We start from the raw sequence: 24250 nt of genomic DNA on the forward strand, positions 1-24250 counted from the left end.
CTCGCGATTGGACTTATTGGTGTGCAAGCAGGGCAACGGCCAAGTCCATTCGGCGCTATGCCCGCAACATCGGCACCGGCGAGTAATTCATGAGGGGCAGGCGATGAGCGGTAGCGCTCAGGCAGCGGTTTGCGCGAGGCGTTCGGGGCGTGACCAGATCCACAGGTTGCCCAGGCTCATCCCTGCGATGGCCAGGTAGATCGGCCAGCCGTGATCGAGCATCACCAGCATCAGGCCGGCACACAGCAGCATGCTCACGGTGGCGCTGACCTTGGCCCGGCGCGCGATGATCTTGCCGTTGCGCCAGTTGAACAGGATCGGCCCGAACAGGCGGTGGTTTTCCAGCCAGGCGCTCAGGCGTGGCGAGCTCTTGGTGGCAGCCCAGGCAGCCAGCAGGATGAATTCGGTGGTGGGCAGGCCCGGTACGACAATCGCAATCAAGCCGATCCCCAGGCTGACATAGGCCAGCAGGCCGAACAGGATTCGGGCGAGTTTGGAGGAGGATTGGGTTGTGCCGGTCATGGGTACGATTTGTATGGGTTGCGAAAAACCTGAAAGTGGAGCGCGATCAAAATGTGGGCGCTGGCTTGCCTGCGATAGCATCGCCTCGGTCCAACTGATAAACCGAGGCGCCTGCATCGCAGGCAAGCCAGCTCCCACATTAATTGCATTCCAGCAGTGGGTCAGGCCAGTTCTGGGGCGCTAGCGTACGCCTGTTCAAGCAACACGGTGAAGCGTACGAATGCATCCACCGCACCTTTCTCTGCCGCCGCTTCTTCTTCGGCGCTCAGTTCCAGGCCGTCGAGGGTGCGGGTGAAGCTCTTCCAGCCTTCGGCACGGCCACCGGCTGGTTCGCCCAGGTGGCGGGCACCGAAGGTTTCGCTCAGGCCCAGGCCGACGGCGCGCTTGATCAGGAACGCAGCGCCCAGCTTGGAACCTTCGGACACGAACAGCCAACCCAGGGCTTGGGCCTTGCTTGGGTTCTGCACGGCACCGGCCACAGGGGCGGGCACTGCGGTTTCCAGGTCGGCGAGGTCGAGCTTGGCAGCTTCGGCACGGCAGCGTTCGGCCAGGTCAGGCACCAGCTTGATCAGCTCGGGATCGTTGTACAGCGCCACCAGTTCCGACTGGAACAGGTACTGGGCGACGACGAAACGGGCGAAGTTGGCCTGGGTTTCAAATGGGGCGTGAGCCTTGACCAGTGCGTCGAGCTTGGTGTGCGGCTCGTTGGTGATCTGGTTCAGGCGCTGGGAGCGCAGGCTTGCACGTTCAGCGGTGGTGGAAGCGGTCATGGGATGTCCTTGAGAAGGAAAAGCGCCTTATTGCCAGGCTGTTATTACTAGACGAACAAGAAGACGCGTCACAGTAAAAAAACCTCACCCCGCTGGCGATAAATCCGGCGGGGTGGGGTTGCAGGGATCAGATGTCCCAGATCAGGTTGATCGCGAAGTTGCGACCGGGCTGGGTCAGGCGGTCCAGGCTGGCCGGCGAGGTCACGCCGGCTTCACCCACACCGTCGTAGCTGCGCACGTCATCCCAGTTCCAGTATTTTTTGTCGGTCAGGTTGTACAGGCCGCCATTGACGGTCAGGTCGTTGGTGACTTTGTAGAAACCCGTCAGGTCGACGATGCCAAAGCCCGGGGTCTTGAACGGGCCGTTGGCCTTGATGCCGGTCGGGGTAAAGAACGTGGCGCTGTCGACCCGGTTCTGTTTCTTGACCAGGGTCCAACTGACCAGCGCACCATAGTTGTCCTGGTCGTAGCCCAGGCCAAACACGCCCTTGAGCGGGTTGACGCTGTTCAGCGGCTGGCCGGTTTCGTCGTTGCGACCGTGGGCGTAGGCAATCGCGCCTTTGGTATACAGGCCGTGCGGTGCGCCGAAGGCGTCCAGGTTCAAGCGACCTTTGACTTCCATGCCCTTGATGGTGGCGCGCTTGATATTGCCCGGCTGGAAGACTGTGCTGCCAGCAGGGTCCAGTACGGCGTTGTCTTCGTCGATAAAGTCGCGGTACTTGTTATAGAACACGGCGACGTCGAAATTGCCCGCATCGAAATTGCCACGGATTCCGGTTTCATAGCTCTTGCTGGTTTCTGGCTTGAGGTTGGAGTTGGGTTCCACGACGTAACCTTCGCCAAGGTTTTCAAAGCGGCCATACAACGCCTTGGCCGAAGGTGTGCGGAAACCTTCGGCGTATTGGCCGAACCAGGTGTATTGCTCGGTCAACGCGTAGGTCACGCCGAGTTTTGGCGAGAAGCGGTGCCAGGTTTTGTTCGAATCGTCGTGGGGATACTTGCGGTCCGGGTCGGTGGTGTTGAGGAACTCTTCGGTCAGCTTGGGTTTGAGCTGGATGTAGTCGTAGCGCACGCTCGGCAAGAAGGTCCAGTCATTCCAGCTGATCTGATCCTGGGCGAACAGCGCGTAGCTGTTGATGGTTGGGTCCGGGAAATCGCTGGCTTTTTTCACGCTGTCGGCAGGGGTTGGGCTCGGTGCGCCGATGGCGGTACAGCCGGCACCGACGGCCAGGCAGGTCGCCGCGCCTTCACGGGAGCCGGTGACTTTCTGCTGCTTGATCGTGGTGCCGTAGGTCAGCAGGTGATCGGTGTCGCCGATGACGAAGGCCTTGTCCAACTGTGCGTCGAACACCCACTGCTTTTCTTCGTAGAGGGTGTCGCGGGTCCGCAGTACGCGGCGCCCGACCTGATAGATTTCGCTGGTGGCCTGGTCGGTCTTGGCGATCTGGTAGTTGAGGCTGGTCTTGATGTGATCGGCAAACGGCGAGTCGAGGGAAAACTTGTTTTCCAGGCCAAAGCGTTCGCGGGTGATGGTGTCGTTGCCGCGACGGTCACGGTACATATTCATGCCCTGGCCTTCGAGGAAAATCCCGCCCACCGCGCTTTTCTGGTTGATGTCGCGGTCGTCCTTGTACTTCTCGTAGGTCAGGCCCAGGCGGTTGTCTTCGCCATAGTTCCAGCCCAGCTTGGCCAGCACGTTGGTGGTGCGCACGTCTTCCGGGTTGGCGCCGGTGCGGGCCAGGCCGGTGGCGTTGTTGCCGTCGTAGGACTCCATCTCATGGCCATTACGCTGGCTCAGGTGCAGCAAGCCATCGAAGTCCTGCACGCGACCTGCGACGGTGCCGGAGGTCAGCCAGCTTTCGTCGGCCGAGCTGTAGCCGGTCTTCAGGCGCGCGCCGACGTCCTGGCCGGGCTTGATGATGTCGTCCGGGTCGAGGGTGAAGTAGCTGACGGCGCCGCCGATGGCGCTGCTGCCGTACAGGGCCGAGGCTGGGCCGCGGATGATTTCCACGCGCTTGACGATTTCCGGGTCGACATAGTTGCGGCGGGTCTTGGCGTACGGGCCGTTGAAGAAGTTGTCCGGGACCTCTACACCGTCCACCTGGGTGAGGATGCGGTCACCGTCGATGCCACGGATGTTGTAGCCGGAATTACCGGAGCGGGTGCCGGCGCCGCCGACCGAGACACCGGGCTCGTAGCGCACCAGTTCACGGATGGAGTTGACGTTCTGGCGGTCCAGTTCCTCGCGCTCATGCACGCTGACGGTGCTGGGCACGCTATCGACCGCCTGTTCCGTGCGGGTGGCGCTGATGGTCATTTGTTGCAGGGTGATCGCGCTGCCCGCCGTGCGCTTTTCCAGGACGATGTTGTTATTGCCCAGTTTGCGGTAGTTCAGGTTGGTCCCCACCAACAGCCGGTCCAGGGCTTTTTCCGGGGTCAGCGAACCGCGCGCGCCCGGGGAGGAAACCCCTTGGCCCAGTTCGGCGGGCAGGCCGATCTGCCAGCCGGTGACGGCGGTAAAGGCGTTGAGCGCCGATACCAGGGATTGCTGCTCGATGCTGAAGGTGTAATTGGCGTGGCTGCGCGCAGCGGGTTCGGCCGCATTGGCCGTGAGCACCGGGCTGCCGGCCAGCAGGATCGCGGCGGTCAGCAGGCACAGCGTGGGCGAAGAGGACCGGCGGTTGAAACGAGAGGACATCGAGAGCGCTCCGAGGGACGAGTCTTATAGTTGCGAACCTGAATCAAATAGGAATCAGTTGCATTGGCTAAGACGAGACGTACCAGCAGGGGCTATCGAGTAAAAATAATTATTCTCAGTTGAGAATCACTAGCGCCGGGAACTCCGAGAGCTTGGCCGAGGTGATGTGGGCCAGGGAGCGCACCACGTCCAGCGGCTGGTCCAGGCGGTAATTGCCGGTCACGGCGACGCTGGCCAATTGCTCATTGGTATTGACGATCCAGCCCGGGTAATAGCGCCGCAGCTCAGCCAGCACCTCGCTCATCGGGCAGTTTTCAAAGATCAACCGGCCCTGGACCCACGCCAGCTCCTTGGTGGCATCGAGCTTGGCCGGTTGGCCGAAGCCCTTGGGGCCGACGCGGATGCTCTCGCCGGCACTCAGGCGCACCCGGTTATTGCCGAAGGTGGTGCTCAGGTCGACATCCCCGCGTTGCACCTGGACCTGCGCCTCACCGTTGAGGTAACGCACGGCAAATGCCGTATCGCTGACGCTGGCGCGCACCGGGCCGGCGTCGATTTGCAGGGGCAGGCCACGGCTGGCCGCGACTTCGAAGAACGCCTCGCCCTGATACAGGCGGGCGATACGCTGATGCTCATCAATGGTGCTGGAAAACGCCGAATTGGTATTGAGCAGCACCTTGGAGCCGTCATCCAGTTGCAGGCGCTGGCGCTCGCCGACCACGGTCAAATGGTCGGCCTGCAGACGCACCGGCAGGTTGCTGAAGCTGAACAGCCCGAGCAGCAACACCGCCGCCGTGGCCAGGGGTTTCCAGTGCGGCTTGATCCGCCGCCAGGCGCTGGGTTTGCGTGGTGCATTGAGGGCCACGGCGGCGCTGTGCACAGGCGCACCGCCCCAGGCAGCCTGGGCTTTGGCGAAGGCTTGGGCGTGACTCGGGTCGGCAGCCAGCCAGGCCTGAAACTCGGCTTGCTGGCCAGGCTGCGGGCACTGCAAGACAATCAGCCAGTCGAGGGCTTGGTCCATGGCCGCATGTTGCAACACCTCATGAGCCAACTCATGGGGGTGCAGGTTGTTCGGGTCCGTCACGGTGTTCCTCGGGTCTTCGCCACGTTTTATTCAATGTCTTACGTATTTTTGTGACATTTCTGTCGGCTTGTCCCGACAAAGCTTAAGGGTGATCGAGTCGTTCGGCCACACCTATGCAGATGGCCATGATCAATTTCAGTTCCTTTTGCACAGTGCTCAAGGACACCTGCAACTGGTCGGCGATCTCCTGATAGCTGCAGCCGTGCAGGCGGCTGAGGATAAAGATTTGCTGCTGGCGGGCGCTCAACTGCCCAAGGCTGACACTCAGGTGCTCCAGCAATTGCTCGGCGTGGGCGGCATCTTCAGGGGTGGTGACCGGGGAGGCGACACTTTGCAGGACATCCATTGGGACATCTTCCTGCAAGGTGCGCGATTGAATCCGACGCGAGCGCAGATGGTCCAGCGCCAGGTTACGTGCGGTCTGGAAGACAAAAGGTTCGAGATGGTCAATGGGGCGTTCGCTGAGGGCCCGAGTGACGCGCAGGTAGGTTTCCTGCAACAGGTCCTCGGCGGTGCTGTGGTTGTTCACCATCCGCTGCAAGGTTCGCAACAGCACCAGCCGTTGGCTGAGGAAGACTTGGTTGAAGCGAGATAGGCTCACGAGGGTACCAGACCGATTGGTAGCGAATGATAATGCTTATCATCAGCGCAAATGGCAAGTGGCACTTTGCTGTATTCCGCTCAACCCTGTAGGAGCGAGCTTGCTCGCGAAGGTCGTCAACGATAACGCTGGCATTCTGAGTTAGCGTGGTGCCTCTGCGTTTCTCGCGAGCAAGCTCGCTCCTACAGTGATTGGGTCAATCAGGTTTTCAGCGGGTTACTCGGCGTTACACAGCGCCAGGCAGTTATCCAGCATGCGGTTGGAGAAGCCCCATTCGTTGTCGTACCAGGCCAGTACCTTGAGCAGCTTGCCGCTGGACTTGGTGTGGTTGGCGTCGAAGATCGACGACAGCGGGTTATGGTTGAAGTCACTGGAAACCAGCGGCAGGGTGTTATAGCCAAGGATTTTCGAGTGCTGGCTGGCTTCTTTGAGCAGTGCATTGACCTCCTCTGCCGTGGCTTCTTTTTTCAGTTGCACGGTCAGGTCCACCAGCGACACGTTGATCACCGGCACCCGCACCGCCATGCCAGTCAGCTTGCCCGCCAGTTCCGGCAGCACCAGGCCCACGGCTTCGGCGGCGCCGGTCTTGCTCGGGATCATGTTCTGCGTGGCCGAGCGGGCGCGGTATGGGTCGGTGTGGTAGACGTCGGTCAGGTTCTGGTCATTGGTGTAGGCGTGGATGGTGGTCATCAGGCCGCTTTCAATGCCCAGCTCGCGGTGTAGCACCTGGGCGACCGGTGCCAGGCAGTTGGTGGTGCAGGACGCGTTGGAGATGATCTGGTGCGATTGACGCAAAATGTCATGGTTTACCCCGTAGACCACCGTCGCATCCGCGCCCTTGGCGGGGGCAGAGATGATCACCTTGCGTGCGCCGGCGTTAATATGGGCGGCGGCCTTGTCACGGTCGGTGAACAGGCCGGTGCATTCGAATACCACGTCAATCTTGTGTGCAGCCCACGGCAGGTCGGCGGGGTTGCGAATGGCACTGACGGCAATCCGGTCGCCATTGACGGTCAGGCTTTCCTGATCGTGGGCGACCTCTGCATCGAAAGTGCCATGGACGGTGTCGTATTTAAGCAGGTGGGCATTGATCGAACTGTCGCCCAGATCATTGATGGCGACGATCTGCAAATCCTGGCGGTAGCCTTGGGTATAAAGTGCGCGCAGGACGTTGCGGCCGATACGGCCAAAACCATTGATTGCGATTCGAAGAGTCATTTGAAAAGCGCCTGTCGTCGATTTGTTGTAAGAATTACAAGATTATTCGCATAAAAATAGAAAACAAGCCTTTTTAGTGGCAATATTTTGTTCAATCTACAACGAGTGACCTGAATCAACTGGTCCGATTGGTCAAGTAACTCCCTGCCAACCTTTGCGCGGCGGGCTTTTGACCAGCATAGACTTTCAGGTCGCCACATCCGTTAGCCTGGAGTTCTACACATGCATCCCCGCGTACTTGAGGTCACCGAACGCCTTATCGCCCGCAGCCGGGCCACCCGTGAGGCGTACCTTGCGCTGATTCGCGGCGCGGCCAGCGACGGGCCGATGCGCGGCAAGCTGCAATGCGCCAACTTTGCCCACGGCGTGGCCGGATGCGGCACTGAAGATAAAAATAGTCTGCGAATGATGAATGCGGCCAACGTGGCAATTGTTTCGTCATATAACGACATGCTCTCGGCGCACCAGCCCTACGAACATTTCCCCGAACAGATCAAAAAGGCCCTGCGCGAGATTGGCTCCGTCGGTCAGTTTGCCGGCGGCACCCCGGCCATGTGCGACGGCGTGACCCAGGGCGAGCCCGGCATGGAGCTGAGCCTGCTGAGCCGTGAAGTGATTGCCATGTCCACGGCGGTAGCGCTGTCCCACAACATGTTCGACGCTGCGCTGATGCTGGGCATCTGCGACAAGATCGTCCCCGGCCTGATGATGGGCGCCCTGCGTTATGGCCACCTGCCGATGATCTTCGTGCCGGGCGGGCCGATGCCGTCGGGGATCTCCAACAAACAGAAAGCCGATGTGCGCCAGCGTTACGCGGAAGGCAAGGCCAGCCGCGAAGAGTTGCTGGAATCGGAGATGAAGTCCTACCACAGCCCAGGCACCTGCACCTTCTACGGTACCGCCAACACCAACCAGTTGCTGATGGAAGTCATGGGCCTGCATTTGCCGGGCGCTTCGTTCGTCAACCCGTACACGCCGCTGCGTGATGCGCTGACCCGTGAGGCCGCGCACCAGGTCACGCGCCTGACCAAGGCCAGCGGTAACTTCACGCCGATTGGCGAGATCGTCGACGAAAAATCCCTGGTCAACTCCATCGTGGCCCTCAACGCCACCGGTGGCTCCACCAACCACACCCTGCACATGCCGGCCATCGCCATGTCGGCGGGCATCATCCTGACCTGGCAAGACATGGCCGACCTCTCCGAGGTGGTGCCGACCCTGTCCCACGTCTATCCGAACGGCAAGGCTGACATCAACCACTTCCAGGCGGCGGGCGGCATGTCGTTCCTGATCCGCGAACTGCTGGAAGCCGGCTTGCTCCACGAAGACGTCAACACCGTCGCGGGCCGTGGCCTGAGCCGCTACACCCAGGAGCCATTCCTGGTGGACGGCGAACTGGTGTGGCGCGACGGCCCGATCGAAAGCCTCGACGAAACCATCCTGCGCCCGGTGGCCCGTGCGTTCTCCCCCGAAGGTGGGCTGCGCGTGATGGAAGGCAACCTTGGCCGCGGAGTGATGAAAGTCTCGGCTGTGGCCCTTGAACATCAAATCGTCGAAGCGCCGGCGGTGGTATTCCAGGATCAGCAAGACCTGGCCGATGCGTTCAAGGCCGGCCAACTGGAGAAGGATTTTGTCGCGGTGATGCGCTTCCAGGGCCCGCGCTCCAACGGCATGCCGGAGCTGCACAAGATGACCCCGTTCCTGGGTGTCCTGCAGGACCGAGGCTTCAAGGTCGCGCTGGTGACAGACGGGCGCATGTCCGGCGCCTCGGGTAAGATCCCGGCCGCGATTCACGTCAACCCCGAAGCCCAGAGCGGCGGGCCGCTGGCGCGGGTCATGGATGGCGATATCATTCGCGTCGATGGCGTCAAAGGCACCCTGGAGCTTAAGGTGGACGCCGGAGAATTTGCCGCGCGCACACCTGCCACGGGCCTTTTGGGCAATAACGTGGGGGCGGGGCGTGAGCTGTTTGCATTCATGCGTCTGGCCGCAAGCTCCGCAGAGCAGGGCGCCAGCGCCTTTACCTCTGCCCTGGAGACACTTAAGTGAAGCTTGCGCTGGTTGGTGACATCGGCGGTACCAACGCCCGGTTTGCGTTGTGGCGGGACCAGGAACTGCATTCGATCCGGGTGCTGGCCACGGTAGATCACGCCAGCCCCGAGGATGCGATCCAGGTCTACCTCAAGGAGGAAGGCCTGGCGCCAGGTTCCATTGGCGCGGTGTGCCTGTCGGTGGCGGGGCCGGTGAGTGGTGATGAGTTCAAGTTCACCAACAACCATTGGCGCCTGAGCAGGGCTGCGTTCTGCAAAAACCTGCAGGTGGACGAGTTGTTGCTGGTCAATGATTTTTCGGCCATGGCCCTGGGCATGACGCGCCTGCAACCCGATGAGTATCGCGTGGTGTGCGCAGGCACGCCGGAGCCGTTGCGCCCGGCGGTGGTGATTGGCCCGGGCACTGGCTTGGGTGTCGGCACTTTGCTGGATCTGGGCGCAGGCCGCTGGGCGGCGTTGCCAGGGGAGGGTGGGCATGTCGACCTGCCCCTGAGCAGCCCGCGGGAAACCCAGTTGTGGCAGCACATCTACAACGAAATCGGGCATGTCAGTGCTGAAACCGCCCTGAGCGGTGGTGGCCTGCCGCGTCTGTACCGGGCGATCTGCGCGGTGGACGGTCATCAGGCCGTGCTCGAAACGCCCGAGGCGATTACGGCGGCGGGCCTGGCCGGCGATCCGGTCGCGCTGGAAGTCCTCGATCAGTTCAGCATCTGGCTGGGCCGCGTGGCGGGCAATAACGTGCTGACCACGGGTGGCCGGGGTGGCGTGTACATCGTAGGCGGGGTGATCCCACGGTTTGCCGATTTCTTTATCAACAGTGGTTTTGCCAAGAGTTTTGCTGACAAAGGCTGCATGAGTGACTACTTCAAGGGTATTCCGGTGTGGTTGGTGACGGCGCCGTATTCCGGGTTGACTGGAGCGGGTGTGGCGTTGGAGCAGGCTTTTGCGTAGGCAGTGATGGCCCGATCGCGAGCAAGCCCGCGATGAGGCCCTAGAGAGCACCCCATAACAACAAGGAGGCCCCCGTGAGCGTAATCAGTAAATCCATTCTCCTCGTCGACGACGATGAGGAAATCCGCGAGTTGCTGCAAACCTACCTCAGTCGCGCCGGCTTCCAGGTGCGGGGTGTGTCCAATGGCGCAGGGTTTCGCCAGGCCATGGACGAGGCACCGTGCGACCTGGTGATCCTCGACGTGATGCTGCCGGACGAAGATGGTTTCAGCCTCTGCCGCTGGGTGCGCCAACACCCGCGCCAGGCCCAGGTGCCGATCATCATGCTGACCGCCAGTTCCGATGAGGCCGACCGAGTGATCGGCCTGGAACTGGGCGCCGACGATTACATTGGCAAGCCCTTCAGCCCGCGTGAGTTGCAGGCCAGGATCAAGGCATTGCTGCGGCGCTGCCAGTTTGGCCAGGAGCGCAGCGGTGGTGATGTGCTGGTATTCGATGAGTGGCGGCTGGACATGATCAGCCACCGGCTGTTCCACCTCGACGGCGAGGAAGTCATCCTCTCCGGGGCCGATTTTGCCCTGCTCAAGCTGTTCCTCGATCATCCGCAGCAAATCCTTGATCGCGACACCATTGGCAACGCCACCCGTGGCCGCGACCTGATGCCCCTCGACCGGATTGTCGATATGGCTGTCAGCCGTCTGCGCCAACGCCTTCGCGATACCGAGAAACCTCCACGGCTGATCCGCACCGTGCGTGGCAGCGGTTACCAACTGGCGGCCAGTGTGGTTGCCAGCAATGCCCACTGAACGCCGGCGCATTCCGGTCCCGCGTTCATTATTGGGGCGCATGCTGCTGCTGACCCTGTTGGCCGTGCTGTTTGCCCAGGCCTTGTCCAGTGTGATCTGGGTGTCGCAGTTGCGCGCCACCCAGCTTGAAGGCCTGGTCACCAGTGCCCGTAGCCTGGCGCATTCGATGACTGCCAGCGTCAGTTATTTCCGCTCGTTGCCAGTGGCTTATCGGCCGCTGGTGCTGGACCAATTGCGCAGCATGGGCGGCACGCGTTTTGTGGTGACGCTCAATGACAAGCCGCTGGATATGGAAGTGCTGCCGCAAACGCCACGCAAGCTTGCGGTGCTCGGTGCCGTGGATGAAGTCTTGCGCCAGACCCTGGGCAGCAACGTGCATTTTTCGGTGGAGTTTGTCAGCGCCGAAGACCTGCGCATCTTCAATGCCGGCTTGAAACTCGATGAGCTGCCACGTTCCTGGGCGCATTACGCGTTGACCCTGGAACCGGTCAATCCACCGGTGCTGGTCACGCAGATCCAGTTGGCGGCTGGCGAGTGGTTGTACATCGCATCGCTCTTGCCCGAGCCTTACACCAGCCTTGAAGAGCAAGGCCTGCCGTCCCAGCAAGTGTGGTTTATCGTGCTGACCAGCGGGTTTCTGCTGCTGTTTATCGGGTTGCTGGTGCATTGGCAAAGCCGCCCGCTCAAGCGTCTGGCACGCGCGGCGCGGGACCTGTCCCTGGGGGCCGACGTAGAGCCGGTGGCCGAAGGCGGCGGCAGCGAAGTGGTGGAAGTGGGCCGTGCGTTCAATGCCATGCGCGAACGGATCAGCCGCTACCTGACCGAGCGCAGCCAGTTGTTCAGTGCGATTTCCCACGACCTGCGCACCCCGATCACACGGCTGCGCTTGCGTGTGGAGTTGTTGGAGGACGAGAAGCTGCAAGCCAAGTTCGGCCGTGACCTGGACGAGCTGGAACTGCTGGTCAAAGGTGCGTTGCAGTGCGTCAAGGACACCGATATCCACGAGAACATCGAGCCGGTGGACCTCAATCATGTGCTCGACTGCCTGGTGGAGCCGTACCTGGCGCCCAATGGCAATGGGCGGGTGACCCAGCATGGTCGGGCGCTGACGGCCTATTCGGGCAAGCCGCTGGCGCTCAAGCGCTGCATTGGCAACCTGATCGACAACGCCTTGAAGTATGGGCAGAACGCCCATCTGCATATCGAAGACGATGGCGCGCAGTTCATCCTGCATGTGGATGACGAAGGACCGGGGGTGCCGGAGCAGCGCCTGGAACAGGTCTTTGAACCGCACTTTCGCCTGGCCGGGCAGCAGCAGGGCTATGGCTTGGGGTTGGGGATTGCGCGCAACATCGCCCACAGCCATGGCGGCGAAGTCAGCCTGCAGAATTTGCGCGAAGGTGGCCTACGGGTGACCTTGCAGTTGCCCCGCACACCCGATTGAAGCGGTGGGTCAGATGCTTTGGCGCAGTCTGGCTAAATCTCTAAGCGGTGGCGCGCCAAACAGGCGGCTGTATTCCCGGCTGAACTGCGATGGGCTTTCATACCCCACCCGATAACCGGCCGCCGAGGCTTCCAGGCCCTCGGCGATCATCAGCCGCCGTGCTTCCTGCAAACGCAGCTGCTTCTGGTACTGCAACGGGCTCATGGCGGTGATGGCCTTGAAGCGGTGATGCAGGGTCGACACGCTGAGATTCACTTCCCTGGCCAAGTCATCGATGCGCAGCGGCTGCTCGTAGTTGCTGTTCAACCAGGTGATCGCACGGCTGACCCGGTGGCTCTGACTGTTGGCCACGGCGATTTCATACAGCCGATAACCCTGGGGCCCACGCAGCAAACGGTAGAGAATTTCGCGGTTGATCAATGGCGCCAGCATCGCAATGTCTTTGGGCGTATCCAGCAAACGCGCCAGGCGCAGTACGGCGTCGAGCAGTTGGGTGTCGATCTGGTCGACATACATCCCACGGGATGTCGGGCGCGTGGGCACCCCCATCGGGCCGGCTTCGGCAATCAAGGCAGTCAGTTGCGCCGGGTCGATATTGATCCGTACCGACAGGTTGGGATCTTCGGGCGTGGCATCGATGATCCGCCCGGCCACCGGCATCGCGACCGAGAACACCAGGTAGTTGAGCGGGTCATAGGCAAAGATTTCATCGGCCAGGCGCACTTCCTTGCTGCCGTTGGCGAGAATGCACAGGGCGGGCTCCACCAGCACCGGCATGAAGTCGCGCGGTGTGTTGTGGCGGTTGAGGTACAGCGAGGTGATCGACGTGCCGTAGGAACCGTCTTCCCAGGTATGCCGGTGCACGATGCCGGCCAGTTCGGCGCGCTGCTTCTCCATTTCGGCATCGAGGGGAATGGGCGGGTGTTCGGGCGACGGCATGGGGCGTCCTCTGCATGCTTCTTGGATGGGCTTAGCTTAGCGGTGGCAGTTGCAATCGCGTTATGTCGATTCTGCACAATCCTTGCCTGATCCTGCGGCGTCTCTTGAATCAGGCAAGCAATACGGCCTGTCATCTGCCTGAAACAAGGCGTATGGACTCTGAGTAAAGCCTGGGGCCGAACTGTCTATCTACGCCTCTGGCAGGATTGTGCAATAAGCCAGCAGGAATCGACTAACTCTGCCCGCACCCGCGCCCGTATCTTTGATCCTGTGGCAACACGCCCTCACAGTGCTTGCCGAGCATCACTTCTCAACGGGAGAGTCGAACATGTCCACCCCCATTCCCGCGAGCCATATGGCCTTTATCCGCGCCTGTAGCGGGTGCAGCACCGAACTGGGTGCACGCTTGAGCAGTTTGATCGAACCGGGCCGCCAGGCTCAGGGTTGCCTGCAGTTCTCGTTGCAGCATTCCCAGATTGACCCCGACGTATGGCTGGTTTCAGGTTTCTGGAGCAGCGAGCAAGCCATGAGTGCCTACTTCAGCTCGCCGGCCCTGATGTTGTTTACCGAGTTGTTGAACGACAGGGTCGTGCGCAGCATGGACTTCCGGACCTTCACCGACGCGTCTGCCCTGGATGCCTACGGCGAGTACCTGCAACTGGCCGGTTAGGGTTTAGAATGGCCGACTTTCCATTGGCCAGGACCTGCAACATGGCACGTAAAGAGTTTGCCCACCACGAAGCTGTTTCCGCCCTCGTGCGCGAAGACCAGGGTGGCTATAGCGCCGCCATTGCCGTCAAGGCACTGGATGGCATGAGCGCACCGCGCTTTCACAAGATCCTTGATGGCCAACTGTTCAAGACTGCCGATGACGCCGATGATGCGGCGGCCCAGCAATTGGAGCGCTTGATCGATATCGATGAAGAGGGCCAGTTGGCCTGGGCGACCGCAACCAACTAAAGCACACCACCGCTCCCACAGTTTTGATTGCATTTCAGTCAGGGTTTGGTGGCGCCTGGGCGGTACATCTTGAACAGCGCTTGCGGGCCCAGTTGGAAATAATCCGCCGGGCCGCCACCGCGTAAAATCGGCTCGGCAGCAGCGGTGTCGTACACCCCGTCCTTGAGCAACCACTTGGCGATATGCACCGCGACCACTTCGCCGAGCACCAGCCAGCTAGGTACCAGTTCCTTGTCGGCCCGTTGCAGTTGAATGATCTGCGTGACCTTGCACTCGAACGACACCGGGCTCTCGCCCACCCGTGGTACGGCAATCACCTTGGACGCCACCGGCGTCAGCCCGGCCAGTTCAAACTCGTTGACCTCAGGTGAAACGGCAGCGCAGCTCTGGTTCATCTGCTCGGCCAGTGGGCGCGTGGCCAGGTTCCAGACAAACTCGCCGGTCTGTTCGATATTCTTCAGGCTGTCTTTGCGCCCGACGCTGGAAAAACCAATGATCGGTGGAATGTAGTTGAATGCGTTGAAAAAACTGTAGGGCGCCAGGTTCAGGCGGCCTTCGTTGTCCTGGGACGAAATCCAGCCAATCGGCCGTGGGCCGACGATGGCATTGAACGGGTCGTGGGGCAGGCCGTGGCCGTTGGCGGGTTCGTAGAAGTGGATGTCGTCAGGCATGGCCGGTGTTCCTGTTGCGGGGAAAAGCGCAATAGTGCAACCCCAAGGGCAGGATTTCCACAGACCGTATGGAATTTTCATTCATCGCCCACCTATTTTTCACAGCTGCACGGCCAGTCTGCACGCCAGGTCGATACCCCCCATGAGTCGGCCTTTCGAGACTGAACTCTGGAGCCTTCTGCACAATGAACAAACTTCCTCAGATCACCCTGGCGTTCTGGGTCATGAAAATCTGTGCGACCACCCTGGGCGAAACCGCTGGGGACTTGTTGTCGATGACCCTGAACGTCGGGTATGCGATCAGTTCGATGATCCTGCTCAGTGTGTTCCTGATCACCTTGCTGACACAGTTGTGGTCGAAAACCTACAACCCGGTGCTGTACTGGATCGTAATCCTGTCGACGAGCACGGCGGGCACCACAATGTCTGACTTTATGGATCGTACCCTGGGCCTTGGGTACGCTTCTGGTTCGATGATCCTGATTGTGCTGTTGCTGATGATCTTTGCCCTCTGGCACTTGAGCGGCGATTCGTTGAACGTGAACAAGGTCCAGACCCCGCGTGGCGAGCTGTTTTACTGGGTCGCCATCCTGCTCTCCAACACCTTGGGCACGGCGCTGGGGGATTTCCTCGCCGATGACTCGGGGCTGGGCTTTGCCGGGGGCGCCATGTTGATCGGCGCGAGCATCCTGCTGGTGGTGGCGCTCAAGTACTGCACGACGGTTTCGTCGGTGGTGTTGTTCTGGGTCGCGTTTGTACTGACCCGTCCCTTTGGTGCGACCCTTGGGGACTTCCTGACCAAACCCCATGAAAAGGGCGGCCTGGACTTTGGCACCGTTGGCTCGTCGGCGGTGTTGGCGGCGGTGCTGCTGGTGATGATCGCCGGCGCCTGGTATGTACAGCGCAGGGATAGCCGCCAGCCGGTGGCAGAGCTTTCCTGACACGATGAAAAAAGGGGCCATGTCATTGGCTGACATGGCCCCTTTTTTACACCAGGCGAACGGTCAGTCCGTGGTAATCCGCGAGTGCTTGCGGGTGTCTTTCATGGTGATGTAGACCAGCAACGACACGGCAATACACGCCGTCACATACCAGTAGTAGCCGGTTTCCATGCCGATACTCTTGAACCACAGGGCGATGTATTCAGCGGTACCGCCGAAGATCGACACAGTCAGCGCGTAAGGCAGGCCTACACCCAGTGCGCGGATTTCGGTAGGGAACAGTTCGGCCTTCACCACGGCATTGATCGAGGTGTAGCCGCTGACGATGATCAGCGCCGCCATGATCAGGAAGAACGCGCCCCACCAGGTCTGCACGGTGTGCAGGGTGGTGAGGATCGGTACGGTGAATAGCGTCCCGAGGATACCGAAGGCGATCAGGATCGGCCGGCGACCGATCTTGTCCGACAGGCCGCCGACGATCGGTTGCAGGCACATGAACAGGAACAGTGTGGCTGCAGAAATGGTGGTGGAGTCGGAAATGCTCATGCCGACGGTGTTCACCAGGTACTTCTGCATGTAGGTGGTGTAGGTGTAGAAGGCCAGGGTGCCGCCCATGGTCAGGCCGACCACGGTCATCAGTTCCTTGGGGTGGCGCATCAAGGTGCGCATGGCGCTTTCCTTGGCTTTTTCCTTCTTGGTGAACGATTCGGTTTCTTCCATGCCGCGTCGCAGGTACAGCGCTACGACCGCACACAGGGCGCCAATGGCGAACGGGATACGCCAGCCCCAGGCGTACAGTTGTTCGGTAGTCAGGGTTTGTTGCAGCACGATCAGCACGCCGAGGGCTATGAGCTGGCCGGAGATCAGGGTCACGTACTGGAAGCTGGAGTAGAAACCACGACGTTCTTTGGTCGCCATCTCGCTGAGGTAAGTGGCTGAGGTGCCGTATTCGCCGCCGACCGACAGGCCCTGCAGCAAACGGGCAAATACCAGCAGGATCGGCGCGCCGATGCCGATGACTTCATAGCCAGGGCTCAGTGCAATCAGCAATGAGCCGAAGCACATTAGGTAGACCGAGGCCATCAAGGCCTTTTTACGCCCGACTTTGTCAGCGTAGAGGCCCATCAACCAGCCGCCAATCGGGCGCATCAAAAAGCCCACGGCGAAGATCGCGGCGGTGTTGAGCAGTTGGGCAGTGGTGTCGCCTTTGGGGAAGAAGGCTTTGGCGAAGTACAGCGAGAAGGCGGCGTAGACGTACCAGTCGTACCACTCGACCATGTTGCCGACCGATCCGCTGAAGATCGACTTGATCCGGCTGGAGGTAGTGCGTTCTTTTGCCGGCACGGCAGCCGACCCCAGAGGCAGGGAATTGGAGTTATCCATTGAAGGATCCTTCATGTCATTGTTTTTGTGGAGCGCGCGTCAGCGCAGCCTGGTTGGGGCTATAGCAGGAGCTGTGCCAATTGGCTGAAGGCCCGTTCTAGAAGGGTGTAGGAATTTTTTTGAGCGGAAAGCCGCTGATGTTTTTTTGGTGGTGAGCGGAAATCCGCTTATGGCGGTTGTCCTCATGAGCCCCCTCAATCCATCGCAAGAAACATCTCCCGGGTCAGCCCATGCCGCTGCATCTTTTCATTGAAGGTGCGCCGTGGCAGTTGCAGCTCGGCCAGCACGGCCTTGATATCGCCTTTATGCCGGGTCAATGCGGCTTTCAGGCAGTGGGCCTCGAACGCTTCCTGCTGCGCGGCCAGGGATTGCCCTGCCTCGATACCTTCCGGCTCCGGTTCACCCAGGCCCAGCACCTGGCGTTCGGCAACGTTGGCCAACTCGCGCACGTTGCCCGGCCAGTCATGGCTCAGCAGCCGCCCCAGTTGCGGCCCGCTGAGTGGCGCGGCATCCCGGCCCAGGCGCTCGGCGGCGCTCTGGGTGAAGTGTTCGAACAGTAGCGGAATGTCTTCGCGGCGCTCGCGCAACGGCGGCAGGCGCAATTGCGCAACGGTCAGGCGATAAGCCAGGTCTTCACGAAAGCGGCCGGCGCGGGCTTCGTCCAGCAGGTCGGGCTTGGTCGCGGCGATGATGCGCAGGTCCACCTTGATGCTCTGGTTGGAGCCCAGGCGTTCGAGTTTCTGCTCCTGCAGCACCCGCAGCAGCTTGACCTGCTGGGCCAGGGGCATGCTTTCGATCTCGTCGAGAAACAGCGTGCCGCCGTCGGCGTACTCCAGTTTGCCGATGCGCTTGCCCTGGGCGCCGGTGAAGGCGCCGCTTTCATGGCCAAACAGTTCGGCTTCAAACAGTTGCTCGGGGATCGCCGCACAGTTGAGGGCGACAAACGGCTTCTTCGCCCGGGGGCCGAAGTCGTGCAGGCAACGGGCGACCAACTCCTTGCCGCTGCCGGTTTCGCCACGGATCAGTACGTTAACCGGCAGGGTCGCCAAATCCAGGACTTGGCGTCGCAACGTTTGCAGGCTGCGGGACACCCCCAGCAGGCTCGATTCGAGCTTGGCCCGATGATCGGCCTGTTGGTGCAGGCGGCGGTTTTCCAGGATCAGGCCGCGCTTGTCCAGGGCTCGGCGCAGGCCGGCGAGCAGGGCGTCGGGGCTGAAGGGCTTTTCGAGGAAGTCGTAGGCGCCGTCGCGCATGGCTTCGACGGCCATGGGGACGTCGCCATGACCGGTCAGCAGGATCACCGGCAGGTCGGCATCGCGTCGTTGCACCTCGGCCAGCAGCTCCAGGCCACTGAGGCCCGGCATGCGCACGTCACTGAGAATCACCCCGGGGAAATCCCTGGGCAGGTGAGCCAGGCAGTCCTCGGCACGGCTGAACAGTTGCACCTCAAAACCAGAGAGGCTCAGCCACTGTTCGACGGCCGTGCGGATGCTGGCCTCGTCATCAACCACGATCACCGCGTTCAGCATAGGTCCGGCGCCTCCAGCGCAATGGGCAGGGTCAGGGTGAAGACGGCGCCGTCGCCGTGGTTGGCAGCACTCAAGCGTCCCCCCAGTTCATGCACGATAGCGTAGGACACCGCCAACCCGAGCCCGAGGCCGTCACCCACCGGTTTGGTGGTGAAGAACGGGTCGAACACATTATTCAGGTGTTCCTCGGCAATGCCGCCGCCGCTGTCGCTCACACTCAAGTGCCACAGTTGTTGATCGGCATGCAGGCGGATTTCCAGGCGTTTGTGCGGCGCGTTGGCCATGGCATCGAGGGCATTGCGCAACAGGTTGATCAGCACTTGTTCGAGGCGAATGGCATCACCACGCACCCAGGCTGGGCGGGTCAGGTCGAGCACGATGCTGATGGCTTCGTCGCGCAGGCGGGCGTCGAGCAAATGCAGGGACTGGTCGACCACGGTCGCCAGGTCCAGGCGTTCGCGCAGGCCGCTGGGGCTTTTGCGGGCGAAGGTCTTGAGGTGGCCAGTGAGGCCTGCCATGCGGGTGAGCATATCGTCCAGGGGCGTCAGCGCCTGGTAAGCGTCATCGATGCGCCCGTGATCGAGCAGCAGGCGCAAGGTGGCCAGTTGCATGCGCTGGGCAGTCAGTGGCTGGTTGATTTCATGGGCCAGGGCCGCAGACATCTGTCCCAGTGCTGCCAGCTTGGCCGATTGCACCAGGCCATCCTGGGCGGTGCGCAAGGCCTGGGTGCGCTCTTCCACCAGGCGCTCCAGTTCTTCGCGGCTGCGCTGGCGCAAACGGGCCAGGCGCCAGCGTTGGGTCAGGAACAACAGCAGGAACACCAGTGCCAGCCACAGGCCGGCGGCGGCGAGCCCAGCATTACGCTGATCTTCAAAGGCGACCTGGGGTTTGCGCAGTAAGTGCAGGGTCCAGCCTTCGGCTTTGAGGGGCAGGGATTCCCAGATGTAGTTGGCGTTGCCTGCGGGGCCGGCCACACGCACCAGGTGACTGTTTTCGTCAAAACGCTGCAAGGTCTGAGTGTCCAGGGGCAGCAGTTGTTTCTTGTCGTATTGGCGCGTGGCCTTGAGCTCAGCCAGATCGTTGGCCGACAGCGGGCGCAGGTTGCGGTAACGCCATCCGGGTTTATTGGCGATAAATACAATGCCCCGTGCATCACTGACCAGCAGCAGGTCATCGCCCTGGGCCCACTCGCGTTCCAGTTCCGGGAACTCCAGCTTGACCACCATGGCGCCAATGAACTGCTCCTGCTCATCCACTACCGCGCTGGAAAGGAAATACCCCGGGATCCCGGTGGTCACCCCCACCGCATAAAAACGCCCGGTGCCCTGGCTGCGGGTCTGGCTGAAGTAGGGGCGAAACGCATAGTTGTGGCCGACATAGCTGCTGGGCAGGCGCCAGTTACTGGCAGCCACGGCCAGCCCGGTACGGTCCATCAATTCCAGGGTCGAAGACTGCGCGGCGCCGTTGATACGTTCCAGCTTGTGGTTGAGCACGTCCTGGGTCGCCGGATCCAGTGGGCCTTTCAAGGCGCGGATCATTTCCGAATCCAGGGCCAGCACGGCGGGCAGGGCGCGGTAACGTTCGATCAGGGTGTGCAAGGAGTTGGCATACAGTGCCAACTGCTGGTTCGCGCGCCCGGCATCGTCCACCAGTGACTGGCGTTCGGCCTGGCGGATGGCCACGCTGGCCGCCAGGACGGCACCGGCAATAATCAGCAGGGAGTAGAAGGTCAGACGCAATGGGCGAGGGATCGCGATCATACGAGAATGAGCAGCTGCAGTAGGGGGCGAGCACCATAACATGTGCCGCTTGGATCTTGTGGCGAACGGGCTGGTGTGACAGCTGGGCTTGTGTGGGAGAGGGCTTACTCGCGAAAGCAGTGTGTCATTCAACGCATCCAGCGCCTGATTCAGCGCTTTCGCGAGCAAGCCCGCTCCCACATGACTGCGTTTGCAGCGACCACAAAAAAGGCGACTGCGGCATGGAGCCACAGTCGCCTTTTATCCTTGCTGGGAGGTGCTTACTGCACTTCTACCGCCAGGCTCTCACTGATCTTTTGCTGCCAGATGGCAGGACCTGTGATGTGTACCGACTCACCGTTGCTGTCGACTGCAACAGTCACCGGCATGTCTTTGACGTCGAACTCGTAGATCGCTTCCATGCCCAGTTCGGCGAACGCCACCACACGCGACTTCTTGATGGCTTGCGCCACCAGGTAAGCCGCGCCGCCGACGGCCATCAGGTACACGGCCTTGTGGTCCTTGATTGCTTCGATGGCGGTCGGGCCACGCTCGGATTTGCCGATCATGCCCAGCAGGCCAGTCTGTTCAAGGATCTGGCGGGTGAACTTGTCCATCCGCGTAGCAGTGGTCGGGCCAGCCGGGCCAACCACTTCTTCGCGCACCGGATCGACCGGGCCGACGTAGTAGATGAAACGACCCTTGAGGTCGACCGGCAGGGTTTCGCCCTTGTTCAGCATCTCGACCATGCGCTTGTGCGCTGCGTCGCGACCGGTGAGCATCTTGCCGTTGAGCAGCACGGTTTCGCCCGGTTTCCAGCTCTGCACATCTTCCGGGGTCAGGGTGTCGAGGTTGACCCGACGCGCCGACGGGCCGGCTTCCCAGACGATTTCCGGGTAGGCGTCCAGAGGTGGCGCTTCCTGGGCAACCGGGCCGGAACCGTCGAGCACAAAGTGCGTGTGACGGGTGGCAGCGCAGTTGGGGATCATGCACACCGGCAGGGAGGCGGCGTGGGTCGGGTAGTCCATGATCTTCACGTCGAGCACGGTGGTCAGGCCACCCAGGCCCTGGGCACCGATGCCCAGTTGGTTGACCTTCTCGAACAGCTCCAGGCGCATCTCTTCGATACGGTTGGACGGGCCGCGCTTTTTCAGCTCGTGAATGTCGATGGATTCCATCAACACTTCCTTGGCCATCACTGCGGCTTTCTCGGCGGTGCCGCCGATGCCGATGCCGAGCATGCCCGGTGGGCACCAGCCGGCGCCCATGGTCGGAACGGTCTTGAGCACCCAGTCGACGATCGAGTCGGACGGGTTGAGCATGGCCATTTTCGACTTGTTCTCGGAACCGCCACCCTTGGCCGCCACGTCCACTTCCACGGTGTTACCCGGGACGATGGAGTAGTGGATCACCGCAGGGGTGTTGTCCTTGGTGTTCTTCCTGCTACCTGCCGGGTCGGCGAGGATCGAGGCCCGCAGGACGTTTTCCGGCAGGTTGTAGGCGCGACGCACGCCTTCGTTGATCATGTCGTCCAGGCTCATGGTGGCGCCATCCCAGCGCACGTCCATGCCGACACGGACGAACACGGTGACGATCCCGGTGTCCTGGCAGATCGGGCGGTGGCCGGTGGCACACATGCGCGAGTTGATCAGGATCTGGGCCATGGAGTCACGGGCTGCCGGCGATTCTTCGCGCAGATAGGCCTCGTGCATCGCCTGGATGAAGTCAACGGGGTGGTAGTAGGAAATGAATTGCAGGGCGTCGGCAACGCTCTGAATCAGGTCGTCTTGCTTGATCACGGTCATGAGTCGCGCTCCTCTATAAGGGAACATTCAATAAAGGTGGCTTCAGTGTTGCGTCGGTCGGCTGAAGCCACCTTTCCAAGGCACGCCAAGTGGTGCAGGCGCGACGCTAAAAAGGCGCGGCAGTATAACCCGGCGCGGTGGCCGATACACCCGACGATGGTCACGAATGGCTGGCTCGATTTAGCTGTAGGAGCGAGCTTGCTCGCGAAAAACGTGAATCTGGTGGGTTTCGTCAGGCAGCCCGCGCTATCGTTAGCGACATTCGCGAGCAAGCTCGCTCCTACAGTTGAAGAGTTTTATGCCTGAACTGCACGTCGGCGCACGCCACTGGTCGGTTTCCACCGGCAGCAATCTGCTGGATGCCTTGAACCAGGCCGGTGTGGCCGTTCCCTACAGCTGCCGCGCCGGAAGTTGCCACGCTTGCCTGGTGCGGTGCCAGGGTGAGGTCGAGGACAAGCAGCCCGATGCCTTGAGCCCGGCACAACGCCAGGACGGTTGGCGCCTGGCCTGCCAGTGCCAGGTCACGGGTGACGTGCAGGTTGAAGCCTTTGACCCCTTGCGCGATGGTGCAGCGGCAACGGTACTGAGCGCGGACTGGTTGAGCCCGACGGTGCTGCGCCTGCGCCTGCAACCGGAGCGTGGGCTGCGTTATCGGGCCGGCCAGCACCTGGTGTTGTGGGCGGGTACGGTGGCGCGGCCATATTCCCTGGCCAGCCTGCCCCAGGACGATCCGTTCCTGGAGTTCCACCTTGATTGCCGCTTGCCCGGCGAGTTCAGTGATCTTGCTCGGCAGCTACAGGCCGGTGATCAACTGCGCCTGGGCGAACTGCGCGGCGGGGCGTTGCACTACGATCCGGACTGGCAATCCCGGCCGCTGTGGCTGCTGGCATCCGGCACCGGCCTGGCCCCCTTGTGGGGCGTGTTGCGCGAAGCCTTGCGCCAGGATCACCAGGGCGCCATCCGCGTGATTCACCTGGCTCATGATACGGGCGCGCATTATCTGGCCGAACCCCTGGCCCAGCTTGCCGCCAGCCATGACAACCTCACCGTCGAGCTGTGGACAGCGGCGCAGTTGGCCGGTGCTTTGGCGCAACTGCGGCTTGTTTCCCGGCAAACCCTGGCCTTACTCTGCGGGCATCCCGACAGTGTCGAGGCCTTTTCCAAGCGCCTGTTCCTGGCGGGCCTGCCGCGTAATCAACTGCTGGCCGATGTGTTCCTGCCCCGTGGTTGAGCGCTGATTCCAATCTGCGAGACTCACCATGACCGATGCCATTGTGCTGCAACGTGACCGTGGGCTGCTGATTCTGCAGCTCAATCGCCCCGACAAGAAAAACGCCCTGACCCGCGCCATGTACCATCAGTTGGCCGAGGCGTTGGAGCAGGCTGATGCTGATAACACGGTCAATGCGGTACTGATCCAGGGCAGCAGCGAGTGTTTTACCGCCGGCAACGACATTGGCGATTTCTTGCAACAACCGCCTACGGACCTGGACAGCCCACCGTTCCTCTTCATGAAAAGCCTGCTTAATTGCCGCAAACCTGTGATCGCTGGCGTGGCCGGTGCTGCGGTGGGCATTGGCACGACGCTGTTGCTGCATTGCGACCTGGTGTATGTCAGCCGCGATGCCCGGTTGCGCATGCCGTTCGTCAACCTGGGGCTGTGCCCGGAGTTTGGCTCCAGCCTGATCCTGCCGCGTTTGCTTGGGCATGCGAAGGCTGCCGAATTGTTGCTGCTGGGCGAAGGATTCAGCGGCGAGCAAGCAGCGCAGTGGGGCATTGCCACACAAGCGCTGGACAGTGGCGAAGCCGCGCTGGCCAAGGCGCGGGAGGTGGCCGAGCGTTTCGAGAGCCTGGCGCCGGGCGCGGTGCAGATCAGCAAACAGTTGATGAAGAGCGTTGATCGCGAGCAGTTGCGCCAGGTGATCGAGGAGGAGGGCGCGCTGTTTACCCAGCGGTTGAGGTCGCCGGAGGCGATTGCGGCGTTGTCGGGGTTTATTGCCCAGCGCTGAAATCGAAGTGGCTGGACTGACGCTTTCGCGGGCAAGCCCGCTCCCACATGGGGATGCATTTCAAGTGTGGGAGCGGGCTTGCCCGCGAAAGCGCCAGTGCAACCACCACCTCACCCTGATTAGAAATGC

General features: G+C 61.5%; 21 protein-coding genes. 9 read left to right on the forward strand and 12 right to left on the reverse strand.

Annotation, left to right across the window (positions count from 1 at the left end; genetic code table 11):
* Positions 1 to 117: 117 nt before the first annotated feature.
* From BFQ03_RS21495 to gap, 6 genes are all read right to left on the reverse strand, one after another.
* Entirely contained in the window at positions 118 to 522 is a 405-nt protein-coding gene (locus BFQ03_RS21495; RefSeq protein ID WP_032862440.1) for a YbaN family protein, read from the reverse strand.
* A gap of 161 nt (positions 523 to 683) precedes the next feature.
* On the reverse strand, positions 684 to 1292 hold the full coding sequence (locus BFQ03_RS21500) for a biliverdin-producing heme oxygenase (protein WP_032862441.1): 609 nt from the start codon (positions 1290 to 1292) through the stop codon (positions 684 to 686).
* A gap of 127 nt (positions 1293 to 1419) precedes the next feature.
* The gene (locus tag BFQ03_RS21505; protein WP_065943992.1) at positions 1420 to 3990 is read right to left on the reverse strand and encodes a TonB-dependent receptor; all 2571 of its coding nucleotides are present in this window, start codon (positions 3988 to 3990) and stop codon (positions 1420 to 1422) included.
* 115 nt (positions 3991 to 4105) lie between these two features.
* Entirely contained in the window at positions 4106 to 5074 is a 969-nt protein-coding gene (locus BFQ03_RS21510) for a FecR family protein (protein WP_032862443.1), read from the reverse strand.
* An 82-nt stretch (positions 5075 to 5156) separates the two neighbouring features.
* Positions 5157 to 5675 carry an RNA polymerase sigma factor gene (locus BFQ03_RS21515; RefSeq protein WP_032862444.1) on the reverse strand — a complete coding sequence of 173 codons (519 nt, stop codon included), beginning with the start codon at positions 5673 to 5675 and terminating at the stop codon, positions 5157 to 5159.
* Positions 5676 to 5891: 216 nt separating this feature from the next.
* Complete coding sequence (gene gap, locus BFQ03_RS21520; RefSeq protein ID WP_032862445.1) at positions 5892 to 6893, reverse strand: type I glyceraldehyde-3-phosphate dehydrogenase; 1002 nt, start codon at positions 6891 to 6893, stop codon at positions 5892 to 5894.
* 222 nt (positions 6894 to 7115) lie between these two features.
* Between gap and edd the strand changes: the two genes are divergently transcribed.
* The 4 genes from edd to BFQ03_RS21540 all read left to right on the forward strand — a co-directional run bounded on the left by edd (position 7116) and on the right by BFQ03_RS21540 (position 12145).
* Positions 7116 to 8942 (forward strand): phosphogluconate dehydratase, encoded by a 1827-nt coding sequence (gene edd, locus BFQ03_RS21525; RefSeq protein WP_032862446.1) that lies wholly within the window; start codon positions 7116 to 7118, stop codon positions 8940 to 8942.
* A complete protein-coding gene (locus BFQ03_RS21530; protein WP_065943993.1) occupies positions 8939 to 9895 on the forward strand; it encodes a glucokinase in 957 nt (318 codons plus the stop codon). Before edd ends, BFQ03_RS21530 begins: the two co-directional genes overlap by 4 nt.
* A 74-nt stretch (positions 9896 to 9969) precedes the next feature.
* Positions 9970 to 10701 (forward strand): response regulator, encoded by a 732-nt coding sequence (locus BFQ03_RS21535; protein WP_032862448.1) that lies wholly within the window; start codon positions 9970 to 9972, stop codon positions 10699 to 10701.
* Positions 10691 to 12145 (forward strand): ATP-binding protein, encoded by a 1455-nt coding sequence (locus tag BFQ03_RS21540; protein WP_032862449.1) that lies wholly within the window; start codon positions 10691 to 10693, stop codon positions 12143 to 12145. The genes BFQ03_RS21535 and BFQ03_RS21540 overlap by 11 nt, the downstream gene beginning before the upstream one ends.
* A gap of 9 nt (positions 12146 to 12154) precedes the next feature.
* On the opposite strand, the gene BFQ03_RS21545 is transcribed toward BFQ03_RS21540, so the two are convergent.
* Positions 12155 to 13084 (reverse strand): AraC family transcriptional regulator, encoded by a 930-nt coding sequence (locus tag BFQ03_RS21545; RefSeq protein WP_065943994.1) that lies wholly within the window; start codon positions 13082 to 13084, stop codon positions 12155 to 12157.
* A 328-nt stretch (positions 13085 to 13412) separates the two neighbouring features.
* Here BFQ03_RS21545 and BFQ03_RS21550 point away from each other — a divergent pair, with 328 nt between their 5' ends.
* Together BFQ03_RS21550 and BFQ03_RS21555 are read left to right on the forward strand one after the other, a co-directional pair.
* On the forward strand, positions 13413 to 13754 hold the full coding sequence (locus BFQ03_RS21550; RefSeq protein WP_032862451.1) for an antibiotic biosynthesis monooxygenase family protein: 342 nt from the start codon (positions 13413 to 13415) through the stop codon (positions 13752 to 13754).
* Between the two features lie 8 nt (positions 13755 to 13762).
* The gene (locus BFQ03_RS21555; protein WP_032862452.1) at positions 13763 to 14044 is read left to right on the forward strand and encodes a hypothetical protein; all 282 of its coding nucleotides are present in this window, start codon (positions 13763 to 13765) and stop codon (positions 14042 to 14044) included.
* Between the two features lie 38 nt (positions 14045 to 14082).
* On the opposite strand, the gene BFQ03_RS21560 is transcribed toward BFQ03_RS21555, so the two are convergent.
* Entirely contained in the window at positions 14083 to 14715 is a 633-nt protein-coding gene (locus BFQ03_RS21560; protein ID WP_032862453.1) for a flavin reductase family protein, read from the reverse strand.
* 185 nt (positions 14716 to 14900) lie between these two features.
* Here BFQ03_RS21560 and BFQ03_RS21565 point away from each other — a divergent pair, with 185 nt between their 5' ends.
* Positions 14901 to 15656, forward strand: coding sequence for a COG4705 family protein (locus BFQ03_RS21565; RefSeq protein ID WP_032862455.1), 756 nt, complete (start codon positions 14901 to 14903; stop codon positions 15654 to 15656).
* Positions 15657 to 15719: 63 nt separating this feature from the next.
* Here the strand turns inward: BFQ03_RS21565 and BFQ03_RS21570 are convergent, their stop codons facing one another.
* From BFQ03_RS21570 to BFQ03_RS21585, 4 genes are all read right to left on the reverse strand, one after another.
* Positions 15720 to 17039, reverse strand: coding sequence for an MFS transporter (locus BFQ03_RS21570; protein ID WP_032862456.1), 1320 nt, complete (start codon positions 17037 to 17039; stop codon positions 15720 to 15722).
* 194 nt (positions 17040 to 17233) lie between these two features.
* The gene (locus BFQ03_RS21575; RefSeq protein WP_065943995.1) at positions 17234 to 18568 is read right to left on the reverse strand and encodes a sigma-54-dependent transcriptional regulator; all 1335 of its coding nucleotides are present in this window, start codon (positions 18566 to 18568) and stop codon (positions 17234 to 17236) included.
* On the reverse strand, positions 18562 to 20328 hold the full coding sequence (locus tag BFQ03_RS21580) for an ATP-binding protein (RefSeq protein WP_032862459.1): 1767 nt from the start codon (positions 20326 to 20328) through the stop codon (positions 18562 to 18564). Before BFQ03_RS21580 ends, BFQ03_RS21575 begins: the two co-directional genes overlap by 7 nt.
* 260 nt (positions 20329 to 20588) lie before the next feature.
* Entirely contained in the window at positions 20589 to 22112 is a 1524-nt protein-coding gene (locus tag BFQ03_RS21585; RefSeq protein ID WP_032862460.1) for a fumarate hydratase, read from the reverse strand.
* Positions 22113 to 22410: 298 nt separating this feature from the next.
* Here BFQ03_RS21585 and BFQ03_RS21595 point away from each other — a divergent pair, with 298 nt between their 5' ends.
* Positions 22411 to 23343, forward strand: a complete 933-nt coding sequence (locus BFQ03_RS21595; RefSeq protein ID WP_065943997.1) for an iron-sulfur-binding ferredoxin reductase — start codon at positions 22411 to 22413, stop codon at positions 23341 to 23343.
* 28 nt (positions 23344 to 23371) lie between these two features.
* Entirely contained in the window at positions 23372 to 24121 is a 750-nt protein-coding gene (locus tag BFQ03_RS21600; RefSeq protein WP_065943998.1) for an enoyl-CoA hydratase, read from the forward strand.
* Positions 24122 to 24250: the final 129 nt, after the last annotated feature.

The organism is Pseudomonas sp. 25 R 14 (assembly GCF_900004755.1).
In the GTDB taxonomy this organism is placed as follows: Bacteria; Pseudomonadota; Gammaproteobacteria; order Pseudomonadales; family Pseudomonadaceae; genus Aquipseudomonas; species Aquipseudomonas brenneri.

Excerpts from the sequence above, each read along its gene's own strand:
- BFQ03_RS21565 (WP_032862455.1), top strand. The coding sequence starts at position 14,901 with ATGAACAAACTTCCTCAGATCACCCTGGCGTTCTGGGTCATGAAAATC.
- BFQ03_RS21570 (WP_032862456.1), bottom strand. The coding sequence starts at position 17,039 with ATGGATAACTCCAATTCCCTGCCTCTGGGGTCGGCTGCCGTGCCGGCA.
- BFQ03_RS21495 (WP_032862440.1), bottom strand. The coding sequence starts at position 522 with ATGACCGGCACAACCCAATCCTCCTCCAAACTCGCCCGAATCCTGTTC.
- BFQ03_RS21595 (WP_065943997.1), top strand. The coding sequence starts at position 22,411 with ATGCCTGAACTGCACGTCGGCGCACGCCACTGGTCGGTTTCCACCGGC.
- BFQ03_RS21545 (WP_065943994.1), bottom strand. The coding sequence starts at position 13,084 with ATGCCGTCGCCCGAACACCCGCCCATTCCCCTCGATGCCGAAATGGAG.
- BFQ03_RS21580 (WP_032862459.1), bottom strand. The coding sequence starts at position 20,328 with ATGATCGCGATCCCTCGCCCATTGCGTCTGACCTTCTACTCCCTGCTG.
- BFQ03_RS21550 (WP_032862451.1), top strand. The coding sequence starts at position 13,413 with ATGTCCACCCCCATTCCCGCGAGCCATATGGCCTTTATCCGCGCCTGT.
- BFQ03_RS21560 (WP_032862453.1), bottom strand. The coding sequence starts at position 14,715 with ATGCCTGACGACATCCACTTCTACGAACCCGCCAACGGCCACGGCCTG.
- BFQ03_RS21555 (WP_032862452.1), top strand. The coding sequence starts at position 13,763 with ATGGCCGACTTTCCATTGGCCAGGACCTGCAACATGGCACGTAAAGAG.
- edd (WP_032862446.1), top strand. The coding sequence starts at position 7,116 with ATGCATCCCCGCGTACTTGAGGTCACCGAACGCCTTATCGCCCGCAGC.
- BFQ03_RS21600 (WP_065943998.1), top strand. The coding sequence starts at position 23,372 with ATGACCGATGCCATTGTGCTGCAACGTGACCGTGGGCTGCTGATTCTG.
- BFQ03_RS21575 (WP_065943995.1), bottom strand. The coding sequence starts at position 18,568 with ATGCTGAACGCGGTGATCGTGGTTGATGACGAGGCCAGCATCCGCACG.
- BFQ03_RS21540 (WP_032862449.1), top strand. The coding sequence starts at position 10,691 with ATGCCCACTGAACGCCGGCGCATTCCGGTCCCGCGTTCATTATTGGGG.
- BFQ03_RS21585 (WP_032862460.1), bottom strand. The coding sequence starts at position 22,112 with ATGACCGTGATCAAGCAAGACGACCTGATTCAGAGCGTTGCCGACGCC.
- gap (WP_032862445.1), bottom strand. The coding sequence starts at position 6,893 with ATGACTCTTCGAATCGCAATCAATGGTTTTGGCCGTATCGGCCGCAAC.
- BFQ03_RS21505 (WP_065943992.1), bottom strand. The coding sequence starts at position 3,990 with ATGTCCTCTCGTTTCAACCGCCGGTCCTCTTCGCCCACGCTGTGCCTG.
- BFQ03_RS21500 (WP_032862441.1), bottom strand. The coding sequence starts at position 1,292 with ATGACCGCTTCCACCACCGCTGAACGTGCAAGCCTGCGCTCCCAGCGC.